Source organism: Limosilactobacillus secundus, from assembly GCF_020784695.1.
GTDB classification, from domain to species: Bacteria; Bacillota; Bacilli; order Lactobacillales; family Lactobacillaceae; genus Limosilactobacillus; species Limosilactobacillus reuteri_F.
On sequence record NZ_JAJGUA010000044.1, the window covers coordinates 48,354 to 70,855 of the forward strand.

Annotated in this window: 20 protein-coding genes; 3 read left to right on the forward strand and 17 right to left on the reverse strand. The window is 39.6% G+C overall.

Annotated elements, in window-relative coordinates; translation table 11 throughout:
- Positions 1 to 113: 113 nt before the first annotated feature.
- The 13 genes from LMB57_RS08535 to LMB57_RS08595 all read right to left on the reverse strand — a co-directional run bounded on the left by LMB57_RS08535 (position 114) and on the right by LMB57_RS08595 (position 14,823).
- Entirely contained in the window at positions 114 to 770 is a 657-nt protein-coding gene (locus tag LMB57_RS08535; protein WP_229272390.1) for a histidine phosphatase family protein, read from the reverse strand.
- A 31-nt stretch (positions 771 to 801) separates the two neighbouring features.
- Complete coding sequence (fba, locus tag LMB57_RS08540) at positions 802 to 1,668, reverse strand: class II fructose-1,6-bisphosphate aldolase (RefSeq protein WP_003667230.1); 867 nt, start codon at positions 1,666 to 1,668, stop codon at positions 802 to 804.
- Between the two features lie 11 nt (positions 1,669 to 1,679).
- Positions 1,680 to 2,459 carry a triose-phosphate isomerase gene (tpiA, locus tag LMB57_RS08545; RefSeq protein WP_229272389.1) on the reverse strand — a complete coding sequence of 260 codons (780 nt, stop codon included), beginning with the start codon at positions 2,457 to 2,459 and terminating at the stop codon, positions 1,680 to 1,682.
- Positions 2,460 to 2,471: 12 nt separating this feature from the next.
- Positions 2,472 to 4,259 (reverse strand): right-handed parallel beta-helix repeat-containing protein, encoded by a 1,788-nt coding sequence (locus LMB57_RS08550; RefSeq protein WP_229272388.1) that lies wholly within the window; start codon positions 4,257 to 4,259, stop codon positions 2,472 to 2,474.
- 15 nt (positions 4,260 to 4,274) lie between these two features.
- Positions 4,275 to 6,656, reverse strand: coding sequence for a phosphoenolpyruvate synthase (gene ppsA / locus LMB57_RS08555; RefSeq protein ID WP_229272387.1), 2,382 nt, complete (start codon positions 6,654 to 6,656; stop codon positions 4,275 to 4,277).
- Between the two features lie 399 nt (positions 6,657 to 7,055).
- Positions 7,056 to 7,760, reverse strand: coding sequence for a class A sortase (locus LMB57_RS08560; RefSeq protein ID WP_229272386.1), 705 nt, complete (start codon positions 7,758 to 7,760; stop codon positions 7,056 to 7,058).
- Between the two features lie 49 nt (positions 7,761 to 7,809).
- On the reverse strand, positions 7,810 to 8,700 hold the full coding sequence (locus LMB57_RS08565) for an alpha/beta hydrolase (protein WP_229272385.1): 891 nt from the start codon (positions 8,698 to 8,700) through the stop codon (positions 7,810 to 7,812).
- Positions 8,684 to 10,000 carry a PTS transporter subunit EIIC gene (locus LMB57_RS08570; RefSeq protein WP_229272384.1) on the reverse strand — a complete coding sequence of 439 codons (1,317 nt, stop codon included), beginning with the start codon at positions 9,998 to 10,000 and terminating at the stop codon, positions 8,684 to 8,686. The genes LMB57_RS08565 and LMB57_RS08570 overlap by 17 nt, the downstream gene beginning before the upstream one ends.
- A 157-nt stretch (positions 10,001 to 10,157) precedes the next feature.
- A complete protein-coding gene (locus LMB57_RS08575; protein WP_003665599.1) occupies positions 10,158 to 10,403 on the reverse strand; it encodes a type B 50S ribosomal protein L31 in 246 nt (81 codons plus the stop codon).
- A 92-nt stretch (positions 10,404 to 10,495) separates the two neighbouring features.
- Positions 10,496 to 11,773, reverse strand: coding sequence for a UDP-N-acetylglucosamine 1-carboxyvinyltransferase (locus LMB57_RS08580; protein WP_229272383.1), 1,278 nt, complete (start codon positions 11,771 to 11,773; stop codon positions 10,496 to 10,498).
- 268 nt (positions 11,774 to 12,041) lie between these two features.
- Entirely contained in the window at positions 12,042 to 13,646 is a 1,605-nt protein-coding gene (locus tag LMB57_RS08585) for a CTP synthase (RefSeq protein WP_229272382.1), read from the reverse strand.
- Positions 13,647 to 13,821: 175 nt separating this feature from the next.
- The gene (gene rpoE, locus LMB57_RS08590) at positions 13,822 to 14,379 is read right to left on the reverse strand and encodes a DNA-directed RNA polymerase subunit delta (RefSeq protein ID WP_172401344.1); all 558 of its coding nucleotides are present in this window, start codon (positions 14,377 to 14,379) and stop codon (positions 13,822 to 13,824) included.
- A 45-nt stretch (positions 14,380 to 14,424) separates the two neighbouring features.
- Entirely contained in the window at positions 14,425 to 14,823 is a 399-nt protein-coding gene (locus tag LMB57_RS08595) for a YwiB family protein (RefSeq protein WP_229272381.1), read from the reverse strand.
- Positions 14,824 to 14,982: 159 nt separating this feature from the next.
- Between LMB57_RS08595 and LMB57_RS08600 the strand changes: the two genes are divergently transcribed.
- Genes LMB57_RS08600 through yidA form a run of 3 tightly spaced genes read left to right on the forward strand, consistent with a single transcriptional unit; the run spans position 14,983 to position 17,997 of the window.
- A complete protein-coding gene (locus LMB57_RS08600; protein WP_229272380.1) occupies positions 14,983 to 15,807 on the forward strand; it encodes a lipoate--protein ligase family protein in 825 nt (274 codons plus the stop codon).
- Between the two features lies 1 nt (position 15,808).
- Positions 15,809 to 17,176, forward strand: a complete 1,368-nt coding sequence (locus LMB57_RS08605; protein WP_229272379.1) for an HD domain-containing protein — start codon at positions 15,809 to 15,811, stop codon at positions 17,174 to 17,176.
- A complete protein-coding gene (yidA, locus tag LMB57_RS08610; RefSeq protein WP_229272378.1) occupies positions 17,176 to 17,997 on the forward strand; it encodes a sugar-phosphatase in 822 nt (273 codons plus the stop codon). The genes LMB57_RS08605 and yidA overlap by 1 nt, the downstream gene beginning before the upstream one ends.
- Positions 17,998 to 18,075: 78 nt before the next feature.
- Here the strand turns inward: yidA and LMB57_RS08615 are convergent, their stop codons facing one another.
- The 4 genes from LMB57_RS08615 to purR form a co-directional block, all read right to left on the reverse strand.
- Positions 18,076 to 18,816, reverse strand: coding sequence for a hypothetical protein (locus tag LMB57_RS08615; RefSeq protein ID WP_229272377.1), 741 nt, complete (start codon positions 18,814 to 18,816; stop codon positions 18,076 to 18,078).
- 175 nt (positions 18,817 to 18,991) lie between these two features.
- Positions 18,992 to 19,981: a ribose-phosphate diphosphokinase gene (locus LMB57_RS08620; RefSeq protein WP_003667197.1), complete on the reverse strand. Its 990-nt coding sequence runs from the start codon at positions 19,979 to 19,981 to the stop codon at positions 18,992 to 18,994.
- A 74-nt stretch (positions 19,982 to 20,055) separates the two neighbouring features.
- Positions 20,056 to 21,423 carry a bifunctional UDP-N-acetylglucosamine diphosphorylase/glucosamine-1-phosphate N-acetyltransferase GlmU gene (gene glmU / locus LMB57_RS08625; RefSeq protein ID WP_229272376.1) on the reverse strand — a complete coding sequence of 456 codons (1,368 nt, stop codon included), beginning with the start codon at positions 21,421 to 21,423 and terminating at the stop codon, positions 20,056 to 20,058.
- Positions 21,424 to 21,426: 3 nt separating this feature from the next.
- Positions 21,427 to 22,272, reverse strand: coding sequence for a pur operon repressor (gene purR / locus LMB57_RS08630; RefSeq protein ID WP_003667193.1), 846 nt, complete (start codon positions 22,270 to 22,272; stop codon positions 21,427 to 21,429).
- Between the last annotated feature and the right edge of the window lie 230 nt (positions 22,273 to 22,502).

The window sequence follows — 22,502 nt, forward strand, 5'->3', positions numbered from 1 at the left end:
TCTAACGTCCGGCAAAACCGAACGTTAGAGGCCTATTGTTGCTTGCGGGGGCTCCCAGAGGCTAGCTTCGCGTCGAAAAACGAAGTCACAAGTGACTTCTGTCTCGCTCCCTTTTATAGTTGAAATTGATTGTATCCGGTAATTTCAACGTCCTTAGCTGTTAACTGAACCTTCATCAAGGCGCCATTATGTAAGTTTTCGTACTTATATCCCGGTTCGCCATACATCCCCGCAATGTATTGGATAATCGATCCATGGGCTACTACAACCACATTACTCTTGTCAGGTAAGCTTTGCAGAAAAGTAATTGCCTGCTCTACACGGGCATTTAATTCATTACTATCTTCTGCAAGGTGCGCTGGATCGGCGGCCTTCAGCAAGTCATGCGCTTTTTCAACGCCAAATTCATCAACTAATTCACCGATCCGCCGAAATCGTTTGCCTTCAAGATAGCTTGCCCAAATTGCGCCTTCCTCGTTACTATGGCCTTCAAAAGACCCGTAGAATACCTCGCGGAAGAATTCCTTTTGAATCGGTTCCTTCATCGTTGCAGTTGGATGATCCGCAATTAAAAGCCGTGCAGTATCAACTGCTCGTTTTAAATCACTAGCGAAAAGATAATCGATCCTTAAGTCCGCTAAAACTTGACCGATCTTTTTAGCGTTCATCTTCCCCTTTTCTGTAAGCGGAGTATCTGACCATCCTTGCAGACGGGCAAACCGGTTGAAGTACGTCTCACCATGCCGGACAAAGTAAACTGTGATTGCCATTCCATAACCTCCATTATAATTAGGCATATAATTAGGCAACTGCTGGCGTGCCTAACCATTCAATCATATCTTTCATTTTAGCAGTTATTGCATCTGTTCCAGGAAGTAATAATTTCCGCGGATCATATCCTTTTTGTTCTTTATTGAGGTCTAATTCATTTTCAATATACTTCCGTGTTGCATCTTGGAACGCTAACTGGAATTCAGTATTGATATTCACCTTTGCAATCCCCATTGAAATTGCTTTTTGAACCTGTTCTCTAGGAATTCCCGAACCACCGTGAAGCACGAGCGGAATATCAATCGCATTCGCAATTTCTTGAAGGCGGTCAAAGTCTAACCCTGGCCAGTTAGCAGGGTAAATGCCGTGGATATTACCAATTCCACAAGCAAGACGGTCCACTCCCATTGCGGCAAACGCCATTGCATCTTCAACGTCAGCAAGTTCCCCACTGCTGGTATCCTGGTTTTCTCCCACTTTACCGATTTCAGCTTCAACCGCAATGCCGCGTGAATGTGCCAATTGGACAATCTCTTTGGTTTTGGCGTAATTTTCTTCAATCGGTAATTTATGTCCGTCAAACATGACTGACGAATATCCTAAGTTAATACATTCAATCGCTGCATCATAGTCACCATGATCAAGATTCAGAATAACCGGAACTTTAATTCCCATTGCGTCCATCTGGTCTTCAACCATATCTTTGACAAATTTATAACCCCCCATATACTTGGCGGCTCCCATTGAAACTTGGATCAGTACAGGGGTATTAGTCTCAGCTGCCGCCCGCAAAATTGCCCGGGTCCATTCAAGATTATTAATATTGTATGCCCCAATTGCGTATTGATTCTTCCGGGCGTCATCAAAAAGTTTGTTTCCATTATCAAAGTAAGCCATCATTCTTCCTCCTAAATTACCTGTAACTTCTGCTTGCTCGCTAATCCGATATAATTAATCATTTGTAAAAAGCTTTCAATTTCGAGACTTGCACGACCAATTAGTGCCCCGTCAACATTTGCTTTACTCATAATTTGGCCAATGTTCTCGGGATTAACGCTGCCACCATAGAGTATTCGGACTTGCTCGCCAATCTCATTACCATACATTTCAATTAGACTTTGACGAATTGCCTGACATCCCTCTTCAGCAATGTCTGGATTTGCTTGATGTGTACTCCCAACAGCCCAACTCGGTTCATAGGAAATAACTATCTGTGAGAGTTTGTTAGCTGGTACCCCTTTAAGGACACTCTTTAGTTGACGAAATACATAATGAATTTTTCCGTTAACTTCTGTTTGGACCATCTCTTCGTCTGTACAAATAATTGGAATAATTCCGGCATTGAGGGCCGCCAAAACTTTTTGATTGATTGAATCATTACTCTCGTTAAAAAGGCGCCGGCGCTCTAAATGTCCTAGCATCACATATGTCACGCCAGCATCAGCTAAACTTCGCATACTAATTTCTCCAGTATACGGTCCCTCTAACTCAGCAGATGCGTTTTGAGCAATAATTTGTAAGTTGGAAGATCCCGCCACTTTTTTCATGTTATATAGCGAAACTGCTTGAGCCGCAATTCCGATTTCTTTATTTGCCGGGAGCTTTTCTTTAATTGCTTTAACAAATGCAACAGATTCATGAACGTTTTTATTCATTTTCCAGTTCGCAATAATAAACGGTTTGCGCATTTCTTTGCCTCCTTAAAACAGTAATCTAAATAAGCGTCGACTATATTCTTCTTTCGCATCAAAAGGTCCAGCTGTTACACTAATTCCTTCACGATGGTTCCCTAAGAAATCTGTATCAAAATCACGGGCAGTCTCGGGAGTAGTACCAACCGCGATCACCCGACTGGTATCCTCATTCAAGTAGTCGCAAATATTACTATCGAGAAATACCCCATCTTCATTTGAATCGATGTCAATCTTAACGTCTTCTTGCTCATCATTCATAAAAATATTTCCTGCTTTATTTGCTGGAATATAGCTTCGTTGTCCACTGGCTAGACCAACATAAGCAGCATTATCATCGCTAATATGATTATCAATTGGTTGTTCGCTTGCCTGTTCGTGGGCAAATGCAATTAATTTTGCCATTTCACTCCGGAGGTTCTTGCGGATAAAGACATTGTTATAGAAACAGGAAGAATCGTAAGGAGCACTTTCTGTCACATTTTGTTGATAAAGGCGGTGGTAGTAAGGATCATTTTCAGCAACCGTCGTATTGCTTAACCATTCCACACTGCCATTAATCAGGTTATGAACGAGAAGGATACCCTTAGATTCAAGCTTGAGTGCACAATCTGATAATAAGAAATTGTTATCAATCAAAGTTACGCCCATCGAATCTTTAATTTCAATATCTTCTCCAAGCGCTGCGATTAAGTCCTCGCGATTTTCGTTTGTAACCTCAAATGAATCTGGCAGTGAATTGTTGTAGAATACGTTTCGTGAAATTTGAGTGTCTTCAACCTTGCCGCCGAGCCAAATTCCGCGCGTACAATCATGAATGCAATTACGTAAAATCTTAGCCCCAATCGCTGGTGAAAGGTTGATCGCACTAACATCATCACTAACAAGGTTTTGCCGAGTATTAATATTGTAAATACTATTGTGTTCAATAATTGGGGATGGATTGCCTTCAACACCGATAATCCCGGTCTGTCCACAATCATGAATTGTATTGTTCTTAATCCGGTGTGGATAAACCTTATCATCGTCAATGGTTGGAACAATATTTCGACCAAGGGAGATCCCAGAACACTTAGCATGAGAGATGTCGCATTTAGCAATCTTCCATCCTTGACCATAATTAGTACCAATGATCCCCTTGTTATATTGTGAAGATGCCCACCGACAAGCAGCTTTAGTCATTGTAAAGCCAGATAAAATGAGGTGGTTGAGTCCTGCTTTTTCTGGATAAAAGCACGTTTCACGGAAAGTCAGTTCAACATGTTCATCATTAGGATTCTGCTCTTGGAAGTTCGCATAGATTACCGTTGTATCTTCCGCTGGCAACTGTTCGGTATACCAGGTATAACGGGTAAATTTCTGGTCTCGCGAAAGTTTGTTTTCGCTTGGTGTTTCAACTTTTGCCAACTGATCAACTTCGTACATCGCTTTATTATTTAGGAAAATTTCACCGGCATGATTAAAGGTTTGATCGACTAAAACGTTGTATGGATTATAGTCACCAAATTCAGCATTAGGGAGTTTTAATTGCCATACCGGACCAGCAACATGTTTCCAGCCAGTAACACGGTCAGCTCCCGTGATGATTGCCCGATTTTGTTTAGCAGACGCATAAATAATTGGCTTATCGCTCGTTCCAGAGTATTGTGGATGAACTTCCTCATGATATTCCCCCGGCATTACCTGAACATAATCTCCCGGTCGAGCAATATCTGCTGCTTGTTGGATGTATTTAAACGGAAACTCTTGCGAACCATTACCATTTTCAGAAGCATTAATATCAATAAAAATTTGCATTTTATTCAATCCTTTCTACCATGCATAATTTTTCACAGATTGTCGTCCTTTGCCAGTCGCGTTATCTAGGATTATGCGCTGTTCAATCCTTGCTACATTCTGTTTTGTTTCTTTAACCATATCTGGATTAACTGAAATATAATCAATTCCTTGTTGAATTAAGAAAGATGCTAATTCAGGATATTCAGATGGCGCTTGCCCACATATTGAAACTGTCTTGTTATCTTGGTGAGCAGTCTTAATAAGGTGACTAATCGCACGTTTTACCGCAAGATTGCGTTCATCAAAGAGGTGGGCCACTGTATCATTGTTCCGATCACAACCTAAAATAAGCATTGCTAAATCATTGGACCCAATCGAATAGCCATCAACATACTTATTAAACTGATCCGCCAAGATGATATTACTTGGAATCTCAGCCATCATGTAAACCTTAAAATCAGGCCCACGGTGTAAACCGGCCGCTGCCATTAATTTTGTTACTTTATCAGCTTCAGCAACGGTGCGAACAAACGGAATCATTACGTTGAGGTTCTTTAAGCGAAATTCTTGACGCACCTTTTTTACCGCCGCAAGTTCTAGCTTAAAAGCTTCGATATATTTGGGATCATAGTACCGAGAAGCGCCACGCCATCCCAATAAGTCGGCAGGTTCACGTGGCTCATATTGATCGCCGCCCGTTAAATTACGGTATTCACCAGACTTAAAATCAGAAAAACGTAAAACCATCGGCCGCGGAGCAATCGCCCGGGCCACTTTAGCAATCCCATCTGCTAACATATCAACAACTTTTTCGGGATGACCCGTTTCAATTAAGTAAAGAGGATGGTCATGAATATAAGTCGTCCAAAGAAACTCTTCTCGCATTAAACCAATACCATCAACAGGCAGTTCAGCATATTTATCTGCTAGTTCTGGATCGCCTAAATTCATCATGACTCTGGTTGCGGTCGGCGCGTAATATTCTACATAGCCACGCTCTGTTGTCTCTTTTTCACTATTAAATTGCTCGGCGAGGTCGCCTTGATAAACAACTCCATTTTTAGCATCAACAGTTACTTGTTCACCATCTTGCAGCATTTCAGTAACTGCTTGCCCACAGCTCTTAGTTCCAACGATACAAGGGATCTGCATTTCACGAGAAACAATTGCGGCATGGCAGGTCATTCCACCATTATCAGTGATGATTGCTGCTGCTTTTTTCATTGCCGGTACCCAATCAGGAGAAGTCATCAACGTTACTAATATTTCTCCTTCTTCAAATTCATCAATATCTTTAGGATCTGCAATTACGTGAACCTTTCCAGTTGAAACGCCGGGACTTGCTGGTAAGCCTTTGACCAAAATTTTTTTAGTTTTATTCATTGCGACAGTGGACTCCTTTGTTGCTTGCTTATTATTTTTATTCGACCAAACTGTTTCTGGACGAGCTTGCACTAGCCATAACCGATCTGTTCGTGCGTCTAACGCAAACTCCATGTCCATGTAACACCCATAGTGCTTTTCAATTTCCTTTGCGTATCCTGCTAATTCATGAATTTGGTCTTCAGTTAGTGCTGGCCGAATTGCCCGGTCTGCTGGCACCGGTTCTTCATGCACTCCGCCACCAGGGGTTTGACACAATTCAATTGCCTTCGGAACTACCGAACGTTCTACTACTTGAAGGTTATTTTTATTAATTACAAAATGATCTGGTGTTACTTTTCCTAAAACAATGTATTCACCTAATCCCCAAATCGTATCAATAACAATTTGGGCATCATTTCCGTTCGCCACGTTGACTGAAAACATAACCCCGGAAGCTTTTGAGAAAACCATCATCTGAATAGCCGCCGATAAAGCCACTTTTTCATGAGGAAAATGCTGCTTATGCCGGTAATATGTTGCCCGATCGGTAAACAAAGACGCATAACATTCTTGAACCTTTGCTAATACCATTTCAGCACCACGCACGTTTAAATACGATTCTTGTTGCCCTGCAAATGAGGCATTCGGTAAATCTTCAGCAGTAGCACTTGACCTAATTGCTACAAATGGTTCAGTTTCACCCATTTTTTCTGATAAAGCTGCATAAGCTTTTTTGATTGTCATAGCGATCTCACTTGGCATCGGTGCTTCGACAATCATCTGCCGAATATGTGAGCAAACCCGATGAAGTTCATCAGCATTTTCATAGTCATTAATTTCAGCTAATAATTTATTAATTTGACCATTTAATCCTGTTTCTGCCATAAATTGCCGATAAGCGTGCGTTGTCGTTGCAAATCCATATGGAACTGGAATTTTCATTGCGGAAGTCATTTCACCTAAGGAAGAGGACTTCCCACCAACAAGATTAACGTCAGAGCGATGCAATTCATCAAACCATAAAACATTCTGTTGTTCGCGTTTTTCCATTACTGCATCTCCTTAAATTTAATGTATCTCTTTCTTAGGTGGTTCCTGAAAAAGAGTCAAGAAATTTATTTACAGCAAAAAAATGAGCAAACGGTGGCATTCCTGTCCGTTCGCTCATCTGTTTACTTAAAATTTATTTTAATTTGGCTATTTTTTATCGTCATTGTGTTTTTCTTAATTTGGAATGGATTACAAATATCGCTAAAAATTTGCAAATAAAAAAAGGACTTTGCTATAAGTTAAGTTACTTTCATAAAAAGCAAATACGCAGTACAACAATGGCCTCCAACGTCCGGCTCAAAAACCGAACATTGGAGGCCTATTGTTGCTTGCGGGGGCTCCCAGAGGCTAGCTTCGCGTCGAAAAATGAAGTCACAAGTGACTTCTGTCTCGCTCCCTTTAACGACCTGTTGTATATTTCTCGCTAAAATTCTTTTGCACATTTTGTGGTGCCTGCGTAAATGGTTCTGATTTAACAAATTTACCGCGGATCATCAACCGATTAGCCCCGGTAGCATCACAAGTAATCAAAGTAATAATCTTTTCCGGCGTATTGTCTACCACATCAACCCGGGTCGCCGCAATGAATTCACGTTGATAAATCTTATATTCATAAACGCGATCCATGTTGGTGATATAAATCATCTGCCCCACTTTGGCATGATAGTACAATGGAGAAAATAGGATTTTACTTCCATGGGCCATATTATGACCAGCTAACGCATAGTTGCCTTCTCCCATTTTCATATCTGGACGAAGAGTTCCCGCTGCTAACGCGAGGGTTGTATTATCAACCCCATTAGCAATTGGAATCGTCATGTTAATAGCTGGAACCGTAATTGCTCCGATAGTATTAATCGATTGTTTATTTGCGCGTGCCTTTGCAGCTGTTTGCAAGTTAAGATCTTTGACACTTTGAAAATCATAGGTCGCTTTTTTCTTTTGGTTGCTTTGAACTGTCTGTCGGGTAATCTCAGGCCTATAACTACCTACTAAGTAAGACTTAATCTGTTGGTTAAAAATTAAGACAACTGAAATCAATAACAGTACAACAACCGCTGTCCACCGTAACCATTCAAATGATCGCTTTTTATCTTTTTTCACGATATTGAACTCCTTACTTTTTATTATGAACTTAGTATAACCTGCTTAATTAATTTTGAGTAGCCCCCTGCTTATTTTGCGAATTAGGATTACCGTTGTCATCTGGATCAAGCAGATACTCTTCAATTAACCGTACAATCTGTTTATTTTGTGGCAAATTAGAGTGTTGAGCATCTTTTCCCGTGACCGTCATACTCGTATAATGGGCGACTTGTTTTTGGTAAATGTACTTCCCGGCATCGACACTTCCTTCTGGAACAAGACCATCTGATGTATAAGTTTCTGTCCCCGCAACCGAATAAACTAATAAGTTTTTAGGAATCCGACTCCGATACTTTACAAAATCAGAAAACATTTGCGTCGGATGGCTAACAGAAGATTCCGCAAAGTTGTATGGAGTTCCCAGTGTCATTAGCCTTTTAATTGTAATCGTATCTTTATATTCAGAGTAGTAATGTTCCAACCAATAAGTCCATACTAGCCCCCCATTAGAATGGCCAAACGCCTTAAAGTTATTAAAGCTATACTCTTCCGTCAATCTTTCAAAAGCCTGATTAACCATTTGTGCTTGTTTCTTTATATTTTGATAACCATCACGATTATTCTCAAAGCCAATCACGATAATCGGCTCATTATCGCCTCGATTTATCCATCCTTGCGAAACAATTTTACCGCTGTTCATTACTTCTAATCGCAACACACTATGTTTTTTAGGGCTATCTTCGTTAAGTTTACGAATAAGCGGATTAAAGCGGTTTTGTGTTGCTGAGCTTCCAGGAACCATAATTATCGGCGACATTCTAGAATTATGTTGGGCAGCTAAATATTTGTTTGTATCTTTCATCCAAAAATATGCTGGGATTGCCATGAGAACTAAGATCAATATTAGGCCAATCAATACCAAACGAGTGTGAAGAATTGGTTTAGTCATTTTTTTCATGACTGATCACGTCCTGTTCTGCTAATGTTAAGCGATTTTCAACGACTAAGGCCATTTTTACAAAGGGAATATAAGCAGCAATATCAATTAAAAGCAATCCCAAGGTAAAAATCAAAATTCCCCAATTACCATTTGTCCCCAAAAAACTAATAAGCGGGCCAGGTGTCCCCTGTAAAACCGGGTAAGGCGTTGAGGGTATTAAGTGAATCGTAATCGCTAAACTGGCGAGAAGAATATTTACAATCGGTAAGAAGACAAATGGGATCAGAAATAATGGATTAAATACAACTGGTAAGCCAATCATTGTTGCATAATTAAAATTAAATAATGTTGGTAAGGCCGTCCACCGTGCAACCCGATGCATATAGGAGCCATTAGAGGTTAACAGAATGGCAACTATCAAAGCAAGGATCAGGCCGTCACCCCCAAAATTAGCAAATGAATTATAAAGCGAACTTCCTAAAAACTCATATGGCACATTCCACGGGGTTCCATGAGCGAGCGCATAGTTCAAGTTAGTCGTAAATGAATCGCCAGATGTTAACGCCATTGAAGTGTACGGAACACCTAATCCTAACCAATCAAATATTGTTAACCCCATCGTAGCTAATAACGTCAGCCATAATTGCCGATGTTCTTGGGCAGTCGTAACTAAAGTAGAGTAACTTGTTGACCAAACATGATAAATTGTGTTGGAATTTAAGAAAAGCGCAATCGCCACTCCAAAAATAAGACTAATTGTCATTGGGAGTAGGGAACTAAATGACCGCTCTTGTAATAAGGGTAGCGCATTGGTATTATCGCCATCTTTTGGCGGGGTTAACCACCGATAAAGTTGGCCGATCCCATAACCAAGGATTAAAACGATTAGCAAACTGTTACCACTAAGGAGGCGCTGATAAAAGCTGAATGAGAAATGCAGGGATGATTTACCATAACGATTCGACATTAATAAAAGGGTCAAAATAGCAGTTATTCCGGCAAATTTACCGTCCCGCCGATACCTTTTTGCAGTAAATTTTGCTGCCAGATAGACAGTATAGATTCCCAGGATCCCTAAGGTTAATTGACTAATGCTAGTTAATATAAATTGAATAATCCGCAACACGTTCTGTGGTATTACATCAAGAAAAGCAATATTATAAATAAATCCATCTGGTTTAAAAATAGTTTTCAAAATCATTTTTGCCATCGTTCCAATAAAAACAATGGGAAAAATCATAATTAATGTCTGCCGGGTTATCCTAACAAAAGAATAACGATGCAGAGCAATTATTCGATTAATTATTTTTTCATGCATAGGTAGCCCCCGCTTTCTCAATTATCAATATTATACGCAGAGAAAGATCAATACTTAAAGACACAAAATAGCGTTAATAATTATTTATTAGACTTAATTCAAAAAAGCCGGGAAAACTTTCGCTTTTCCCGGCTTTTTTGAATAATCAGAAGTTCGATTACTTGAGACCGTACTTCTTGTTGAACTTGTCGACAGCACCGTCGGCTTGAGTAAACTTTTGCTTACCAGTGTAGAATGGGTGTGAATCTGAAGTAACTTCAACCCGAATTAATGGGTATTCATTACCGTCTTCCCACTTAACAGTTTCACTTGAAGTGGCTGTTGAGCCAGAGAGAAACTTGTAACCAGTAGATGAATCTTCAAAAACTACTGGATGATAATCTGGATGAATTCCTTGTTTCATAATTTATTACGCTCCTTTTGCCATGAATCATTGCCTGAAACATAGATAATCAACTTTAACAGGATACCACGATTTAAAGAAGTACGCAACTTCTAACCAATTTTTACTGAAGAATCGTCCTCAATAGAAACATTGGCATGAAGGCGATTAAGCTTCCAGACAATTCGATCGTAACCCCGTAAAATATTTCCGGCATTATTAATTACAGTCTGTCCATCTGCCATTAATCCAGCAATGGTTAAAGCTGCTCCGGCACGAATCTCACCTGCAGAGACTTCCGCGCCATGAAGCTTTTCTGTATGTTTAACGACGATCATTCCATCATGCGCTTCAATCTTCATCCCCATTTTTTGTAATTGGGAAATATGCTTTACACGCTTTGGATAAATAGTATCAACAATCGTACTATCGCCATCAGCAAGTGACATCAATGGAGTAAGCGGTTGTTGTAAATCAGTAGCAAAACCAGGAAATGGCATCGTCTTAACAGTAACCGGATGTAAATGACTGGACTTTGGCACATAAATCTTATCACTATCGATTTGAAGATCAACACCCATTTCAATCATTTTACTGGTAAATGATTCTAAGTGTTCAGGAATAACATTATGGATCATAACACCATCACCAAGCGCTGCTGCTAATGATAGATATGTTCCAGCTTCAATTCGATCAGCAATAATTGTATGAGTATTCATTGACTGAAGTGTCTTTACTCCAGTGATACGGATAGTATCGGTTCCAGCACCCCGAATTTTAGCGCCCATATTATTTAAGAATGTTGCTAAATCAATAATTTCCGGCTCACGAGCTGCATTTTCAATAGTTGTTGTTCCTTCAGCGCGAACAGCTGCTAAGGTAGCATTAATTGTTGCACCAACTGATACCATATCTAAAAAAATCCGAGACCCATGTAAGCCATTCGGCGCATCTAAATGAACAGTACCCTTTTCTTCGCTAACGGTTGCTCCAAGTGCTTTAAATGCTTTTAAGTGTTGGTCAATTGGGCGGGGGCCGATATTATCGCCTCCCGGAAATGTTAATGTCGCGCGATGGAAACGACCTAATAATGCACCCATAAAGTAATAGGAAGCCCGAAGACTTTTAATTGCCTTGCTTGGAAGTTCAGCTTCTACGATTTGTGTTGGATCAATATCTAAAACTCCGTGACTAAACTCGGACTTTACATTCATTGACTCCAAAATAATCATCAGATTGTGAACATCCAAGATATCTGGAACCGTGTCAAACTCTACAGGGGTATCTGCAAGAATAGCAGCTGGAATTAATGCCACTGTACTATTTTTGGCACCACCGATCGTGACTTCACCAGAAAGACGGTTTCCTCCTTGAATGATCATTTTCTTCATTTCTGCGTTTCCTCACTTAAAAATTTTAGTCTGTTTTTCATTTAAGCTAAGTTAATGATTATTTCAGTTACAAAACAGTCAACTGTAATGATAATGAAATATCAAGAGAATTACAACCTTTTATAAACAATCTTAAAAAAAATCATAAGGTCAGGCCAAAAATTAGCATATTTAACTTAAAATTTAACAATTCTACTAAACAAAAAACAAGAGAAGTGACATTCTTGCCCCCATCCCTTGTATTAATTATATTATACACTTTAAATTTTTATTTGTCCTCAGCAGCTGCTTTTACAAATGCAGCAAATAATCCTTCTGGGTGGTTAGGACGAGACTTAAATTCTGGGTGGTATTGAGCAGCCACGAAGAATTTTTTATCAGGAATTTCAACTACTTCAACTAAATTCCGGTCTGGGTTCACTCCAGAAATAACCAAGCCGTGGTTTTCCATTTCCTGACGGTAGTCGTTGTTGAATTCATAACGGTGACGGTGCCGTTCACTGATCATTGATTGGTTATCATAAGCCGCTGCAGCAACTGTTCCTGGCTTAAGCTTACATGGATATGCACCAAGCCGTTGTGTCCCTCCCATCTCTTCAATGTCCGCTTGATCTGCCATCAAGTCAATAATATTGTGTTTAGTGTTTGTATCAAATTCAGTTGAGTTGGCATCAGTGTATCCTAATACATCTCGTGCAAATTCAATACATGCTGTTTGCATCCCTAAACAAATACCGAGGTAAGGAACATCATTTTCCCGAGCATACTTAATTGCAGTGATCATTCCTTCTACTCCTCGGTTCCCAAAACCACCAGGAACAAGAATCCCATCGTAGTCTTTCAGGGTCTCTACAACATTTTCTGGAGTAATGTTTTCAGCATTAAAGTGGTCAATCTTTACCTTAGCATTTACAGGATAACCAGCATGACGTAATGATTCATTAACTGAAATATAAGCATCCTGTAAGTCAGTATACTTACCAACCATCGCAATCTTAACAGTCTTAGTTAAGTCATGTTCGATATGATTTACCATTTCTGTCCATTCTGTCATGTCAGCTTCTGGGACATCTAGCCCAAAGTGGTCGACAACCAATTGATCCATTCCTTGCTTTTGTAAGTTTAACGGAATTTCATAAAGGGTATGAACATCCATTGATTCAACAACGGCTTTAGGATCAACATCACAGAATAAGGCGATCTTCTTCCGCATATCATCAGTAATTGGTTGCTCTGTCCGGACAACCAAAATGTTAGGTTGAATTCCTAAACCACGTAATTCTCGAACACTGTGTTGAGTTGGCTTAGTTTTCATTTCACCAGCAGCGCGAAGATATGGTACTAAGGTAGTGTGGATGTATAATACATTTTCACTGCCCACTTCTTCTTTCATTTGGCGAATAGCTTCCATGAATGGTTGTGATTCAATGTCCCCAACCGTGCCACCAATTTCGGTAATTACAACTTCAGCATCAGTACTTTCCCCAGCACGCTTAATCTTGTCTTTAATGGCATTAGTGATATGTGGAATAACTTGTACTGTCCCACCAAGGTAATCCCCACGGCGTTCCTTACGAAGAACTTCAGAGTAGATTTTACCCGTTGTAACATTTGAATATTTATTAAGATCATTATCGATAAAACGTTCATAGTGACCAAGGTCCAAATCAGTTTCCGTTCCGTCATCAGTCACAAAAACTTCACCGTGTTGGTATGGACTCATCGTACCGGGATCAACATTAATGTAAGGATCGAATTTCTGGATTGCAATTTTTAGGCCCCGATTTTTTAATAATCGTCCTAAAGAGGCAGCAACAATTCCCTTTCCTAATGATGATACAACTCCACCGGTTACAAAAATGTATTTCGTCATTGTCGTCTACTCCTTTTTTATATTTGCGGGTGTGATAATAGAAAAAACTCCCTATTTCAAATAAAACACTGAAACAGGGAGCTTATTTATCTACGAACTTATTGGCCTGTCTTTACAGGCGCCCAAGAAAGATAATACAGGGTCAATAAATAATAGTCAAGCACAAAATTGAAAATTATTCGTCATCCTCGTCTTCATCTTCTTCATCATGTAATTCTGATAACTGGCCTTCAATACCATCATCAAGATCATCATCGTCGTCACTGAAATCATCAGTGTCGTCATCATAATCATCTTCAGAATCGGTATCATCGTCAGTATCAAGATCCTCATCTTCAGGATCATCATTGTCATAGTCAATTACATCGTCATCGTCATCGGTGTCTGCGAGGAAGGCATTGACTTTACGCCGCTTCTTCTTTGGACGATCATCCTCTTCATCTTCTTCATTTTCACCAACTGTGGCTTCATCGATAGATTCGAATGGGTACCAAGCACGCAGACCCCAGGTGTTGTCACCAAGGGAAATAAAACTGCCATCAACATTTAAGTCAGTATAGAACTGTGCAAGACGTTCACGAATTTCCTCATCGCTCTTACCCAGATATTGCTGAACCTCGTTGGTCAAATCAACAAACGCCATTGCTTCTCCATGGTGAGCTAAAATAGCGTGTGCGACTTCAATCATTGAAAGTTCTGATTTGTCCTGACCGTCAAAAACCTTTAAATCCAAATTGGTGCACATCCCTTCAAAAAGTCTAAACTACATCATACAATATTAAGCAGTAAATTGCAATTCTAGTTGGTAACTCCCTATTAATTGTCCCGCTTGTTTTAGTTGGTACTTGACAGAAAGGTGACCAGCTGGGGCCTTTACATCAACGTCTTTTTCCAAACTTTCTGTTAACACGTCAATTTTAATCATGCCGTATTCTGTTTGATACCGCATGATGGTTTCTTGTGTCGGGTCTAAAAATAGGTTTGTTTCGACATTGCCTCGCCTTCTTAAGCGGATTAGCTCATCTTCGAACTTAATTTGCACCGGCGTTTCTTGACCATCTTGGTGTTCAATGTACCGTAAATAATACTTACCATTCATTTCAACAAAAGTACCTTCTTCAGTAAAGGTAAATTTTTCTTGCTGTCCATTTTGCTCAATGATCGTTGAGAGATTCACATGAACAGGAATTACACTTTTGATAATAAACTCCTCCTTTCACTTTACTCATCGTCATTATTATACTCTTTTTACTAATAAATACCCCGTGAAACATCCATGTTCTCATGAGTTCTTGTATAATATAGATATATTATTTCATAGAAAAGAAGAAGTACGATGTCTAATTTTAAGAATCAGTGTTTTCAACAATTTATTCAACCTCTAACTCCAGCAGATAATCTTTCGTCTTTCATCTATACCAACGCTTTGTTACGTTCAGCTAACGAACTTAAATTTTCCCTTCTTCATTTTTGGACCTTAGAAGATACAGTTATTTTAGGATTAAAAGATCAACGATTACCGCATTTATCAACTGCCCTTACTTCACTTACACACCGTGGTTTCCATTATTTCATGCGTAATTCAGGGGGATTAGCAGTTGTAAGTGACGACGGTATTTTAAACTTATCAATTTTCTATCCATGGCACCTCGAAGATCATGAATTAACTATTGATGAAGCATACCAGCGAATGGTCGACCTAATTCAGGCAGCTTTCCCTAGCCTAGAAATTGCCACTGGTGAAATCACGCATTCGTATTGTCCAGGAAGCTTCGATATTAGCGTTAACGGCCAAAAGATTGGCGGAATTTCTCAACGACGAAACAAAGTGGGAGTTACAGTAATGCTTTACTTAAGTGTCTGTGGTAATCAGCAGGATCGGGGTAAGCTAATTCGTGACTTCTATGATACAGGACTGCAACAAGATCAAAACAAGTGGCATTTTCCAGATGTTTGGCCAGGAGCAATGACAACTGTTTCTAAAGTGCTCAACTCACAATTAAGTGTTCAGGATGCAATTCAGCGAATCCAATCAGTCGTTCAAATTACTGATCCTGACAGCCTTAATAACTTAATGTGGTCGCCTAATTTTATATCAACTCTCAGTAAAGAACTAATCAGCATGAAACGTTTACAAGAACGTTTAGAGAAAGAAGCTTAATATGAATCACTTTTATGACGAAAAACTTCGCCGTGAAAAGGTTTTTCGCGATCCAATTCACGGACAAATTATTGTCGATAATCAAATTATTATGGACTTAATTAATACCCCCGAGTTTCAACGATTACGACGAATCAAGCAACTAGGAACTTCATCATTTACCTTTCATGGAGCCGAGCATTCCCGCTTTGGCCACTGCTTAGGCGTCTATGAAATTACCCGCCAAATGTGCAACTATTTTCAACGAAACTACCCTAGTCAGTACCCTGGCGATGGCCTATGGGATGATCACGAACGGCCGGTTGCTTTATGTGCAGCCCTCCTCCATGATTTAGGGCATGGTCCTTATTCCCATACATTTGAACATATTTTCCATACAAACCATGAGCAAATTACTCGCCAGTTGATCACTGACAGCAGCACTAATATTAATAAGATATTACAACGTGTATCGCCTGATTTTCCTCATCAAGTTGCTAGTGTGATTGATCATACTTATGAGAATCCCCAAGTAGTACAAATGATCTCAAGTCAGGTTGATGCGGACCGGATGGACTACTTGCAACGAGATGCGTATTACACAGGAACAAACTACGGAAAATTTGATCTTGATCGTGTTCTTCATGTTATGCGACCGGTTAAGAGGGGGATTGCCTTTGAAATTTCGGGGATGCATGCAGTAGAAGATTACATTATCAGTCGGCTTCAAATGTATCTGCAAGTCTACTTCCACCCAGTTTCTCGTTCAATGGAAGTTATCTTAGATCACCTCTTAATGCGGGCAAAACATATTTACCAGCATCCTAATGACTTTGAGCCCGACTTCACCCCTCATATGCTGATGCCGTTTTTTAATGGTAAGTTCACCTTGGATGACTATTTGGCTCTTGACGATGGTGTCTTAACCACTTATTTTATTCATTGGACCCATTCCCGTGATGATATTTTAAGCGATCTTGCTAGTCGCTTCCTTAACCGCCGACCATTTAAATCAGTTATTTATGATCAAAATACACAAAAACTTTTACCAACTTTACGCAAGCTCATCCAAACTGCTGGGTTTAATAGCCAGTATTACACCGCAGTCAACGATAGCTTTAAACTTCCATACGACACCTATCATCCACAAGATTCTAATGCTCAAACACAAATCGAGCTTCTCCAACCTAATGGCGATTTTGTTGAACTATCCCAAGTTAGTACTCTAGTCGCTAGTGTGTCAGGACGAGAAGCCGGAGATCAACGGTTCTTTTTCCCAAAAGAGATGCTTGAAACGCGAAACAATATTGAAATTTTTGAGCCAATCTATGAAGAATTCCAAAGCTATATCAAGAATAATCATATTATTAACCCAAAGGAGCAAAAATAATGGCAATTAAATTAGTCGCAATCGACATCGATGGAACATTAATCAATGACCAACGCGAAATCACACCACCAACTGTTGCCGCAATAAAAAAAGCCAGCGCGCAGGGAGTAAAGATCGTCTTATGCACTGGACGTCCAATGACAGGTGTAAAAGCATACCTTGACCAGTTGGACTTAAATGATTCAGATAACGAATTTGTTATTAGCTTCAACGGTGCACTAGCTCAATCAACTAGTGGCAACGTCTTGGTAAATTACACAATGCCGTTCAATGACTATGCAGACTGGCAAACTTATTGTATTAAAGAAGGCGTCAAGTCCCAAATCGAAACGCGAGATTACATCTATACAATTAATCGAGATTTAAGTCCATATACAGTCTACGAGTCAGACCTTGTAAGTATGCCAATTCGTTACCGTACCTTTGACGAACTTTCTAAAATGCAAGACCAATACGTGATCGCCAAAGCAATGATGGTTGATACTAAAGAACAAATTGACAAAGCATGGGCAGAACTTCCAGTAGAAGTGCGCGAGCGTTTTTCAATTGTCCGCAGCGAAGACTTTTATTTGGAGTTCATGAATAAACAAGCAAGTAAGGGAAATGCCCTTCAATTACTTAGTGAAGAACTAGGAATTAAAAAAGAAGAAGTCATGGCTCTTGGTAATGCGCAAAACGATGATTCAATGATCGCATTTGCTGGGTTAGGGGTAGCGATGGGAAACTCAATTCCTGGCACCTTAAAGATCGCTGACGTAACAACCGCTGATAATAATCATGATGGTGTTGGAAAAGCAATTGAAGAATATGTTCTTAAGTAAAGGCAAAAATAAAAGCAAGAAGCGTACTTTCGTAAAAAGTTACACCTCTTGCTTTTATTTTTTGACATCTTATATATATTAAGCGATCTTTGTTACCGCTCCAGTTTGGCTATTGTATTGGTAAATACCGATTAAGTTAGCAACAGTGTTATCACTATTGTTTTGACGTACTTCAAACTTGTAAACATTACCCGTTTTACCGGTTGGCATAATTTGGTAACCTTGGGAGCCACTAAAGCCCATCTTGTTAGCAAATTGTTGTACTACATTATCACTAGTTGCATCAGATGCAGCTTGGTTAGCAGTAGAAGATGATTGGTGAGCTGCTGCACTTGTAGAACTGGATTGCTTATTTGTTTGCTTGCTATTAGTAGATGATGAAGCTTGAGAACTAGTAGAACCCTGTGCAGAACTTACCTTGCTTTGTAAATCAGCGTATGCATTCCGCATTGCCGGACTAGTTGACTTTTGTGATTTCAAATTGTTCTTAGCACCATCATAATCGCCATTTTCATATGCTTTTTGGGCATCCATGTAGCTTTGTAAATCATCAGCAAGTGCTTCCGTTTGGGCATTATGATCATTTAATTGGTTTAACTGTTCATAAGCCCCTTCATAATCATGATTTTGGATAAGCTTATTAGCTGTACGATAAGCCTTTGAAGCTTTACTTTCGGAAGAACGGACAGACGACGATGTGCTGGAAGAACTTGCATCACTACTTGACGCAGATTGTTTCCCACAACCAGCTAGGGCAAAGATAGTAGCGACTGCAGCTGTTCCAACCATTGCTTTTTTGAAAAACTTAATTGTTGTCATTTTTCTCCTCCTTATTTCACATCGTATTATAACATGAATTGATAATGACTGTTTGCCTTTCCTAAATCTTTATCTTCTTTTAAAACAGAAACGGAAAATAAGAAAGGCCGCAAGAAACTAAAAATGTTTTTTCCTTCCGACCTACTTGATTTATTAAATTCATTTTACTTAAGCATTACTTCTTTTCCAACTGTGCACTTTGGAATACTTGTTTAAACAGTGGACTAACAGGACGATTTTCGTTAATCCGTTTGATTGCATCTCCAATTAGTGGAGCAACCGATACCTGTTTAATTTTGTCGATTTGTTTTTCCTTTGGCAATTGAATTGAATCCGTCACAACGACTTCTTTAAGCGGTGCATTCCGTAAACGTTCAATTGCTGGGCCAGATAATACCGCATGGGTACATGATGCGTAGACTTCTTCTGCTCCTGCATCTATTAATGCTTGCGAACCTAAACTAATAGTTCCTGCAGTATCAATCATATCATCAATCATAATACATTTTTTGCCCTTAACATCCCCAATAATATTCATGATTTGAGCAACGTTCGCCCGTGGACGCCGCTTATCAATAATCGCAATTGGAGACTTTAAAAACTCGGCAAGTGCTCGTGCCCGTGTTACTCCACCATGATCAGGAGAAATAACAACTGCATTTTCAGCAACACCCTGGTTGATAAAATACTCTGCTAACAGAGGAGCACCCATCAAATGATCGACAGGGATATCAAAGAACCCTTGAATTTGTGCGGCATGAAGATCAAGTGCAATAATCCGATCAACACCAGAATTTTGCAACATATTAGCAACTAACTTAGCAGTAATTGGTTCACGGCTCCGTGCTTTCCGGTCTTGACGGGCATAACCATAGTATGGCATCACCACATTAATCGTCTTGGCACTAGCACGACGAAGCGCATCTACCATAATTAATAACTCCATTAAGTTGTCATTAACCGGGGCAGAAGTCGACTGGATGACATACACATTGTCTCCCCGCACACTTTCCTCAATATTAATTTGGATCTCACCATCACTAAAACGATTAACAGATAATTTTCCTAAATCAACACCGACATGCTTAGCAATCTTTTCTGCTAAGGGACGGTTTGAATTTAACGCAAAGATTTTTAAATTTTGATCAAAATATTGCTGTGTCATTAGGTCCTCCGCTGATTAATAAAAGTTATACTACTACCACTTACATAATATAAATTAGTGAGGCAAAAAGCAAGTTACCATGGTAGCTTCTTAGCATAATTTTCTTTATTAACCTGTCGTGCCCGCGCAATTGCCATATCATATTGTTCCGTACTGTCTGTGATGGTCGAACCAGCAGCGACAAATGAATCTTTTGCAATATTAACTGGAGCCACTAAGTTACTGTTACTACCGATAAAGGCATGGTCGCCAACATTAGTATGGTGCTTATTTGTCCCATCGTAGTTAACGAAGACAACTCCACAGCCAACATTAATATTCTTGCCTAAAGTAGCATTACCGATATAAGTCAAGTGACCGACTTTTGTTCCTTTACCAATGTAAGCTTTCTTAACCTCACAGAAGTTACCAATATGAACATTCTCGCCAATTTCTGCTTCTGGACGCAGGTGACTATTAGGACCAATATCACTACCATTGTGCATTTCTGCTTCTTGAAGGGTCGAAGAAATAATTTTAACCCCATCGTGAATCTTAGAATCAGCGATCCGTGAACCAGCACCGATATAACAATCGTTACCAATTTCTGTATGACCCTTGATTACAACGCCACCTTCAATAACTGTATCACGGCCAATTTTAACATCAGCATCAATATAAGTTGTCTCTGGATCAATCATCGAAACTCCTTCACGCATCCAATGAGTATTAATTCGGTTACGCATTACCTTGTTTGCACGGGCAAGGGCAACTCGGTCATTTACCCCCATCGATTCGTCAAAGTTATCCATCTTGTAGGCTGTTACAATCTCATTTTCTTGCTTTAAAATGCCAATAACATCAGTTAAATAATACTCACCCTGAGCATTATCATTCGTGATCTTGCTGAGAGCTTCAAATAGCTTCTTGTTATCAAAACAGTAAACTCCGGTATTAATTTCCTTAATTGCTTGTTCTTGAACATTAGCATCTTTTTGTTCCACGATTCGTTCAACGATTCCAACGTCATTTCGAACAATCCGACCATAACCAGTTGGGTCAGGAGCAATAGAAGTCAAAATAGTGGCTGCCGCATGCCGTTGTTCATGATATTCGAAAAGCTTTTCAAAAGTTTCAGCAGTAAATAATGGAGTATCACCGCTAACAATAATAGTTTCGCCATCTTCATTTGCAAGAAGGTCTTTTGTTTGCATTACGGCATGGCCAGTTCCGAGTTGTTGTTCCTGAAGAGCATACTTAGTACGGTGTCCCAATTGTTGTTCAACGGTTTCCGCTCCAAAACCAACAATTGTAATAATATTGTCAATCTTGGTCTTTTCTAATTGGGTTAAAACATGCTCAACCATGGTCTTACCACAAACTTGGTGTAAAACTTTGTATAGCTTTGAGCGCATCCGTGTACCTTTACCAGCAGCTAAAATAATTGCATTACGTTTTGTCATTTCCTAATTCTCCACTTTCTTATCAAACACGTTTTCCATGAAGCTTCCTGCTTGTGCTGCAATCTTCTTCTCCGTACCATCTTTAGTTTCCACTTTGATTAATGAAGTACAGTTATCGACCAACCGTTGCCCATTGACTGGACGACCTTCTGCAAAAACAGTAATCCCAACCAAGTTAGCATCAAATTCTTTAATCAAAGATTTCATTCCGTTAATCGTGCCGCCGCCTTTCATAAAGTCGTCAACAACCAGAACATTAGCCCCAGCTGATAATGTACGACGAGACAATTCCATTTTCTTTATTCGTTGAACAGAGCCAGAAACGTAATTAACACTTACAGTAGGTCCTTCAGTAATGTGCGAACTATTACGAACAATAACGAATGGTTTATTCATATACATCGCAACGCTTTGTGCAATCGGAATTCCTTTAGTCTCAACTGTCATAATAACATCAACATCAGTATCAACGTATTGAGTAGCGATTAACTTACCAATCTGCCGCAAGATTTCCGGTTGGCCGATTAAATCTGATAAGTAAACATAGCCTCCCGGTAGCAAACGCGAGTCATCATTAACCCGGTCAACCAAGTTATCAATGGCCGCTTGAGCATTTTCTTTAGAATAAAATGGCGTTAGTACCGCGCCACCGCTTGCACCAGGAATTGTCTCTAATCGTCCTTGCCCCCAAGTTTGGAATGTATGTTTAACAATTCCTAAATCTTCACTGATTGATGACTTAGCTGAGTCATAACGCTCACCAAAAAATTTCAACGATACTAATGAGCGCGGATGTTCAAGCAAGTAGCGTGTCATATCCACCAATCGGTTACTCCGTCTAATTTTCATGTTCTTTCTCTACCTTTCAAAAAGGATTAATTAACATTGATTTTAACATAAAACGTTCGGATTTTCGGCAAAATTTTAGTATTTACTAAGAAAAGGGCACAAGCCAAAGCTCACTCGTGCCTTCGTTTTTCAAGGCGACGTTAACCTCTGAAAGTCTCGCAAAGAATAATAGCCTCCAACACTTTGCTGGGCGTTGAAGACCATTGTTGGACTGTGCTGGTTACCTCTTA

What these genes read in the sequence shown, in the direction of transcription:
- LMB57_RS08575 (WP_003665599.1), bottom strand. Translation starts at nt 10,403, where the DNA reads ATGAAACAAGGAATTCATCCAGATTATCATCCAGTAGTTTTTGAAGAT.
- fba (WP_003667230.1), bottom strand. Translation starts at nt 1,668, where the DNA reads ATGGCTTACTTTGATAATGGAAACAAACTTTTTGATGACGCCCGGAAG.
- glmU (WP_229272376.1), bottom strand. Translation starts at nt 21,423, where the DNA reads ATGACAAAACGTAATGCAATTATTTTAGCTGCTGGTAAAGGTACACGG.
- LMB57_RS08580 (WP_229272383.1), bottom strand. Translation starts at nt 11,773, where the DNA reads ATGAAGAAAATGATCATTCAAGGAGGAAACCGTCTTTCTGGTGAAGTC.
- purR (WP_003667193.1), bottom strand. Translation starts at nt 22,272, where the DNA reads ATGAAAATTAGACGGAGTAACCGATTGGTGGATATGACACGCTACTTG.
- yidA (WP_229272378.1), top strand. Translation starts at nt 17,176, where the DNA reads ATGGCAATTAAATTAGTCGCAATCGACATCGATGGAACATTAATCAAT.
- LMB57_RS08585 (WP_229272382.1), bottom strand. Translation starts at nt 13,646, where the DNA reads ATGACGAAATACATTTTTGTAACCGGTGGAGTTGTATCATCATTAGGA.
- tpiA (WP_229272389.1), bottom strand. Translation starts at nt 2,459, where the DNA reads ATGCGCAAACCGTTTATTATTGCGAACTGGAAAATGAATAAAAACGTT.
- LMB57_RS08565 (WP_229272385.1), bottom strand. Translation starts at nt 8,700, where the DNA reads ATGAAAAAAATGACTAAACCAATTCTTCACACTCGTTTGGTATTGATT.
- LMB57_RS08605 (WP_229272379.1), top strand. Translation starts at nt 15,809, where the DNA reads ATGAATCACTTTTATGACGAAAAACTTCGCCGTGAAAAGGTTTTTCGC.
- LMB57_RS08550 (WP_229272388.1), bottom strand. Translation starts at nt 4,259, where the DNA reads ATGCAAATTTTTATTGATATTAATGCTTCTGAAAATGGTAATGGTTCG.
- LMB57_RS08570 (WP_229272384.1), bottom strand. Translation starts at nt 10,000, where the DNA reads ATGCATGAAAAAATAATTAATCGAATAATTGCTCTGCATCGTTATTCT.
- LMB57_RS08535 (WP_229272390.1), bottom strand. Translation starts at nt 770, where the DNA reads ATGGCAATCACAGTTTACTTTGTCCGGCATGGTGAGACGTACTTCAAC.
- LMB57_RS08615 (WP_229272377.1), bottom strand. Translation starts at nt 18,816, where the DNA reads ATGACAACAATTAAGTTTTTCAAAAAAGCAATGGTTGGAACAGCTGCA.
- LMB57_RS08620 (WP_003667197.1), bottom strand. Translation starts at nt 19,981, where the DNA reads ATGACACAGCAATATTTTGATCAAAATTTAAAAATCTTTGCGTTAAAT.
- ppsA (WP_229272387.1), bottom strand. Translation starts at nt 6,656, where the DNA reads ATGGAAAAACGCGAACAACAGAATGTTTTATGGTTTGATGAATTGCAT.
- LMB57_RS08600 (WP_229272380.1), top strand. Translation starts at nt 14,983, where the DNA reads ATGTCTAATTTTAAGAATCAGTGTTTTCAACAATTTATTCAACCTCTA.